Genomic DNA, 6,146 nt, shown 5'->3' with positions numbered 1-6,146 from the left:
CGTATCTATTTAGGGTAAATGGCATTTCTATTGTACCTTAAATTACATCGAACACAATCCATTATAGCATAATTAAATGAGATTCCAACCTCATTTTGATCTTCTTGACGTTATAATTTACCCTCTTTTGAAAAATAATATACGTCTCATGCTAACGTTTCATATTGGTAGTTGTATTTTGTGTATGCGATACAAACTCTTTAAGTAAAAAAGAACCACAAAGACTTTTCAATTTCATATACATCTAAAAGTATAACTTTTAACTGTATGAAACCTTAATCTTTGTGGTTACATTTATTTTACTTTGCCATATTTTTTTAAGCTATAATGCTTTTAATTTTCTTAAATTATTAAGAAATCTTTCCATATACAACTTCCAACTTTATGTTTTTATATCTTTCTTGAAACTGTTTTATAACGTATTGGCAACTTGGACATGGATATAATTCAACATGTATTTTAACATTTCCTGAAGCTCCATAGTTGTCCCCTAATTTCAATGCTATATCATTTAAATTAACAAACGTTGGATCTGCAAATCTATCATATGCTAATTTCCCGTTGATTTCATTTTTGCTATTAACCATCAATGTTTTGAAAACTTTTTCATATTCCCTTGGAATTGGTTTGATGAATTTTAACTGTCCTAACACCAAGAACTCTGAAAATTTTTCTTTATCTTGCATCATTTCTACATCTTCTTTGAGTAGTTCAAATCTATCTTTTCCTAGTATTTTTTTGGCATTAACTGAATTGTAAATTGTAAAAGCTGTGTACATATCTGTCAATTCAGACTCTTTAACTTCTTCTCCAAATTTGACAAGAAGTCTAATAATAAGTGTCATCGCAAGTGCTGACTGAATTGATAAGCTTTTTATATATTTATTGAATCTTACATAACATTTATCCATAGCCTCTCTTGGAGAATTCTTTTCTTTATACATTTCATTGTAAAATTCAACATTTATTAAATATTCTAATTCAAACGAACTATCTTCACTTATATTATCTAAATGCTGTTCCTGATCTTCTTTATGTAAAACTTCTTCACAAGACATTTTAGGAATTGGAGCATCTATCACATCACTTGGCTTAATTAGATTATCCTTTGTAATGGCATCTTTGAATTTGTTATAGTATGTTTCAAGTATTTTTACATCGTGCTCTAGGTATTCTCTTTCTGAAATTGACAATTCTTCTTGTATATTTAAAGATTTTTGTAATTTAAAAATTCGTTCTAAATCTTCTAAATCTCCATAAAAGAACTCTGCATCATTTCTAAGCTTTGATGCCATAATCTCAACTAATACTAACAAAGCATCAACATTATCTTCTTCTATGACTCCGCCCATATCAACGTAACACTTACTAGCCGCTTGTCCGTACGAAAAATCGTATGCATACAGATTATCATAAATGTTTTCTACAACATCATTTTTTAATGCAAAGAATCTACTTTGATTCTTTTCAGTTTTTGTTCCTGTAAATAAATCAAATAATTTGTTTTTCATTAGTCTTTCTCGCTTTCTAATTAAATCTAAAGTATCTTTGGGAATACTTTACTTTTTATTCTGGTAATTCATATTTATAAAGTCCATTAATATCACGCATTGAATCTTCTAAGAACTCTAATCTGTCTCCTGATAATATACTTTTCACATCAAAAGTTTTATATAGTTCAGCAGTCTTATCAATCAAACTTTTGAATTTTCTTGTTAAGTCTAGTTCCTTACTCCATACTAAAATATTTGTTAATGCAGCTACTACAATAACTGTTTTTATCGAATCTTCCTCTAGATATTTTTTAAATTTTATCAAACATCTATCGAATGCTTGTTGTTCCGTTAGCTTATCTTTAAAAATTCCTCTATAATAGTATGCATAAATTAAATAATCTAGTTCAAAGGAATTATCTTCTGTAATATTTTCTAATCTATGGTTTGGATCTTCTCCTAGTAAAACTTTTTCTACATAGAATTTAGGGATTTCTTCAAAAAAATCACTTGCTCTACGTGGAAATTCTTCTTTTATTACTTTTTTACCCTTGTTATAGTATTCTTTAACTATTTGAATATCATTTTTTAAATACTCGTACTCTACAGGTGTGAAAATGTTCTTTGCATCTATTTTATCAAACAATTCAAACATTTCCTTTAAATGTTTGAAATTATGCATATACATTTCAATATCAGTCATTATTGCAACTGCAAACATTTCAGTAATAACGATAATAGAAGAAATTGTATCACTATTTATGTAACCACAAAGTGAGACCCAACATTTTGCGAATGATATTTCAAATGTATCATCTGAATTTAGAACGTCTCTATATATATCATCTATAACAAAATATTTAAATTCAAAAGGCTTTTCTTCCATCTATTTTCCTCCTCCTACCTTTTTATATATTACTTCAACTTTTATTTTCGGGTACCGTGCTTGGAATTGTTTTATAACATGCTGACAGCTTGGACAACTCTTCAAATCTGAATACATCTTTATGTGTCCCGATGCCTCTGGATTGTCTCCGATTCTCGTTGCTATTTCATTTAATATTTTATATTCTGTATCATTATATCTATAATAAGCCCCTTTTCCATCAACAACGTTTTCAGTATTTACCTTCAGTGCTTCAAATACTCTTTCATCCTCCGGTGGTAAAGTAGAGATTCCTTCTGCACGTTCAACCGTCTCTCTAGGATATTTTTTTGCTAAATCCTCTAGAGAATCTACACTACTATGTGCAAAATACGTCGTCTTATCTAAACCTGTGACATGAGCTTCAGCATAACCAGTATTATAATGTCTTCTTATACCTCCTGACATTTTTTCTCTTATTGTACTATTAGCTCTCTCTATGAACTCCTTGTCAATAGCGTCATCAATTTTTCTAAGTACTGCACTACTTAATTCTTGGAATTTATTAGGAGCTTTAACAGTAGTTTCTCCTTTGTTGCTGCCTTCTACAGAATCCGCCATTTCCATTTTAGGATCTTTTATTTCTTCTAATTCTGATTCGTTGACCATTTTTCGAACAGCTTCAAAGTTAGCTTTTTCTAATTTTTTAGGACCATATAGTTCATAAGAGTTCTGAGCAAACTTTCCTCCCATAACAGATCCGGCTACACTGCCAAATAACGATGCATAGCCTTCTTCTGTCTGACAATTATCTTCTAAATCTTGCCCTATTACTTCTAGTATTCCAATTGGTCCTCTTTCTATTGCAGCATTACACATTTTTCCAATATCATCTTTTGTTGCATTGCATTCGTTTTTAATATCGCGTAATAATGGCCAATCAAAGGCACTATCCGGTGCATATGATATTGCACTCTGCCCTAATGGTACTGCAACCATAGCTATAATTATTATTGCGACTGCATACGCTGGAAATGCTACACATAAAAGCTCTACTATAAACGCAAGTGCAAATGCCCTCACAAATGATGCGGAAAACGCATCTAAAATACTACCAACTTTGTTTCCAAAGTCCTTCCATCGTTGTCCACTATCTATAGACTCATTATACAACTGATTCATTCTTGTTTGATATACATCATCTGTATTTTCATACTCTGATATAACATTTTCGTATATATCATTTAGTTCGTCATAATAATTGTGCATCTTATTCAATGTGGGCAAAATTCTTGATTCATGAAACTTTACTATTTTCTCATAATTTGCCTTCATCTTTTTATTTGTTTCTGCATTTTTAGGATCCGCTGAATATATATATGTACTTTTATCTAAAGGAGTACTAGCCGTCTTTGTTTTAAAATCGTATTTTGAGCACCTTATTTGGAACAAATTAAATTTAATATCCAAACTGTCAACTCTAGTATTCACTCCTTCTGTTTTGCACGGTGCCAATTTTGACATATCATCAGTATAATCATGCACTAATTTTTCTAATTTTTTAAGTGTATTGATTAATTCTGATCTATCATTGTGCATTTTACTTATTTTTTTCGATAATTTTTTAGTAGATTTTGACTCTTGTTTTGTTAGTACTCTATCTAGCCTTTCTATCGCTTCATCGATATTTTCTATTGCTTCTCTATATTCTTCAATTTTACTTGCAATTACCTCAAGACCTGTATAATTGATTTTTAAATCTGTTTTCAAAACTTCTCCTTTCTTAATCGTTTATAAAATTTTCTATATTTTGTCAAATTTTAAATCTTGAATATCTGATTTTAATTTTTCTAAATCTGAAACTGCATTTTGTACAATAGTTTCCATTTTTGTCCTTATTATAGTATTTTCTAAATCCATGTCTTCAAAATTATTTTTGAAACTTTTCTCTAATGAATTTGCCGCATTAACAATTTCATTTACGTAATTTTTTGCATCAACTTCTGTCATTTTTATACTTTCCTCCTTGGGAATTCTTTAAAATTTTTTCTGCCTGTTCATGATCAACTTTTTCTAAATTTTTAATTATCTTTGCCGCATTTTTTGCAATAGATTTATAATCATCACTTAGTTTAACTGCCGAATCATTAATGTCTTTTAATAATGTATAAAACGAATCTATAAAATCTGAACTCATTTTATTTAGCTCTTCTAGCTCCTTTTTAAACGGATCCTTAGAAAGCTTCTCATATGTATCTATCGACTGTTGAAGGTAATCAGTACTTGCTTTAAGTTCTGATAGATTTACATCTAAATTTTCTTTCTTACCTGACATGCTTTATTCTCCTTTTTAATTATTTTTTTATTTTTATTTGTTTTTTAGCATGCTTCATGCAGTTTCCCTGATGTGATTTTTTTATTGAGTTCTATTGCTGTTTCAGGTGATGTGTATCCAACTGTACACATGCCTTTATTCACTATCAATTCTTTTTTCATCATGTATTGAAACTGAAGTTCTAGTTCATCTTCATATCCTTTTTGGACTATATTTTTTACAAATGCCCTTGTAAAATAAAAGACTTCTCTTGAGCCTGGCATTCCGGTTGGATAAACTACTCCTGCGTAAGGATAATAATATTTTCCATCTGAGCCTAAAAATCTATGGGTTATAACCATTCTGAAATTTTCTACAGCATCTACATCTATCAGTTCTTCTCCTTCCTTTGCTTTTTCATCGTTTATTTTTTCTCCCACTAGTTTCATCATCTCTGAATCTAAATCTACCACTGTTCCTAGTGGAAGCATTTCTTCTAATATATCAAGCATTGCCGCAATTACTTTTGCAAAATGCTGCTTATCAAAAACAGTTTCTATGTTTTCTAACGCTAAAATGTAATCTTTGCCATCTTTTTCGTAATGAACGTGATTTTCTTGGTCTTCTAAGTAATCTAAATCTTTTGCAAAAGCTTTATAAACTTCTAATAAAAAGCTTTGATCTTCAAAATACATTTTTGCTATTGCATCTAGATTTTCCTTTTCTCTTTCACTAATAAAATCAACTTTTTTCAGGTATTCTTTCCACAGAGCTAATCTGTAATCTTTACTTGTCATTTGCCACCTTTCCTTTCTTTTTTTAAGCTTCTTATTTATATTCTATTTATTCTTTTATTGAATACTTTTACTAAATATCTTTATCAAACTAATGAAGTCATTACTTTCTTCATTTTTATTGTTCCAATGGAATCATTACTTTCTTTATTTTTCCTTTTGAATAAATATATCCAAAACGAGAATCTGTGTTATTTTCTCTAAATCCTATTGTGCTATATAGATTCTGTTCCCTGAAGTTGCCGACTACTAATGCCGTTTTTACATTCGTCAACGTTTCTAGGAATTGACTCATTCTTGTTCTTAACTTATTATCTGCAGATGCTATAACAAATATTCCAACATCTAATGCTTCTTTTAAAACGTCTATTTTTTCATTGTCTTCTCCTACGTTTTCATATAGTTCTTGTACTATATCTATAACAACAAATGTTGGAGTTTGTTTTAAGCCATACTCTTTTATACTCATCATTGGATTAGACTCTTTTTGTAGATTGTACGCAGTTTTACGATCTTCTATTAAAACTTTTAGTTTTTCCAATGATGCAATACTTTGTTCTTTTCCTGATGCATAATCGATATTTTCCATACTTGAAAAACTTCTTAATTTCATACTTGCAGTATCAAAAACAAATATTTTTGCATTTTTAACATGCTCGGTTATATATTTCAATGTACAT

Annotated in this window: 7 protein-coding genes; all 7 read right to left on the bottom strand. The window is 29.6% G+C overall.

The features are described from left to right. Positions 1-350 precede the first annotated feature (350 nt). Complete coding sequence (locus BLV79_RS12145; protein WP_074719242.1) at positions 351-1,511, bottom strand: deaminase domain-containing protein; 1,161 nt, start codon at positions 1,509-1,511, stop codon at positions 351-353. A gap of 55 nt (positions 1,512-1,566) precedes the next feature. After that, positions 1,567-2,379: a hypothetical protein gene (locus BLV79_RS12140; RefSeq protein ID WP_074719241.1), complete on the bottom strand. Its 813-nt coding sequence runs from the start codon at positions 2,377-2,379 to the stop codon at positions 1,567-1,569. Next, a complete protein-coding gene (locus BLV79_RS12135) occupies positions 2,380-4,128 on the bottom strand; it encodes a deaminase domain-containing protein (RefSeq protein ID WP_074719240.1) in 1,749 nt (582 codons plus the stop codon). It lies immediately after the preceding gene. Between the two features lie 33 nt (positions 4,129-4,161). Further along, positions 4,162-4,368, bottom strand: coding sequence for a hypothetical protein (locus tag BLV79_RS12130; protein WP_022750529.1), 207 nt, complete (start codon positions 4,366-4,368; stop codon positions 4,162-4,164). Beyond that, positions 4,355-4,693, bottom strand: coding sequence for a hypothetical protein (locus BLV79_RS12125; RefSeq protein ID WP_074719239.1), 339 nt, complete (start codon positions 4,691-4,693; stop codon positions 4,355-4,357). The genes BLV79_RS12130 and BLV79_RS12125 overlap by 14 nt, the downstream gene beginning before the upstream one ends. Positions 4,694-4,737: 44 nt before the next feature. Further along, a complete protein-coding gene (locus BLV79_RS12120) occupies positions 4,738-5,469 on the bottom strand; it encodes a DUF4176 domain-containing protein (RefSeq protein ID WP_074719238.1) in 732 nt (243 codons plus the stop codon). 115 nt (positions 5,470-5,584) lie between these two features. Continuing rightward, positions 5,585-6,146 (bottom strand): hypothetical protein (locus BLV79_RS12115; RefSeq protein ID WP_207645677.1); only part of this gene is annotated, 562 nt, incomplete at its 5' end.

It is taken from the genome of Lachnobacterium bovis DSM 14045, from assembly GCF_900107245.1.
GTDB lineage: Bacteria > Bacillota > Clostridia > Lachnospirales > Lachnospiraceae > Roseburia > Roseburia bovis.
The sequence above is the reverse complement of the archived record's forward strand: the minus strand, read 5'-3'. Positions and strand labels throughout refer to the sequence as shown.

Coding starts and splice junctions, on each gene's coding strand:
- BLV79_RS12145 (WP_074719242.1), bottom strand. CDS start 1,511: ATGAAAAACAAATTATTTGATTTATTTACAGGAACAAAAACTGAAAAG.
- BLV79_RS12140 (WP_074719241.1), bottom strand. CDS start 2,379: ATGGAAGAAAAGCCTTTTGAATTTAAATATTTTGTTATAGATGATATA.
- BLV79_RS12130 (WP_022750529.1), bottom strand. CDS start 4,368: ATGACAGAAGTTGATGCAAAAAATTACGTAAATGAAATTGTTAATGCG.
- BLV79_RS12125 (WP_074719239.1), bottom strand. CDS start 4,693: ATGTCAGGTAAGAAAGAAAATTTAGATGTAAATCTATCAGAACTTAAA.
- BLV79_RS12120 (WP_074719238.1), bottom strand. CDS start 5,469: ATGACAAGTAAAGATTACAGATTAGCTCTGTGGAAAGAATACCTGAAA.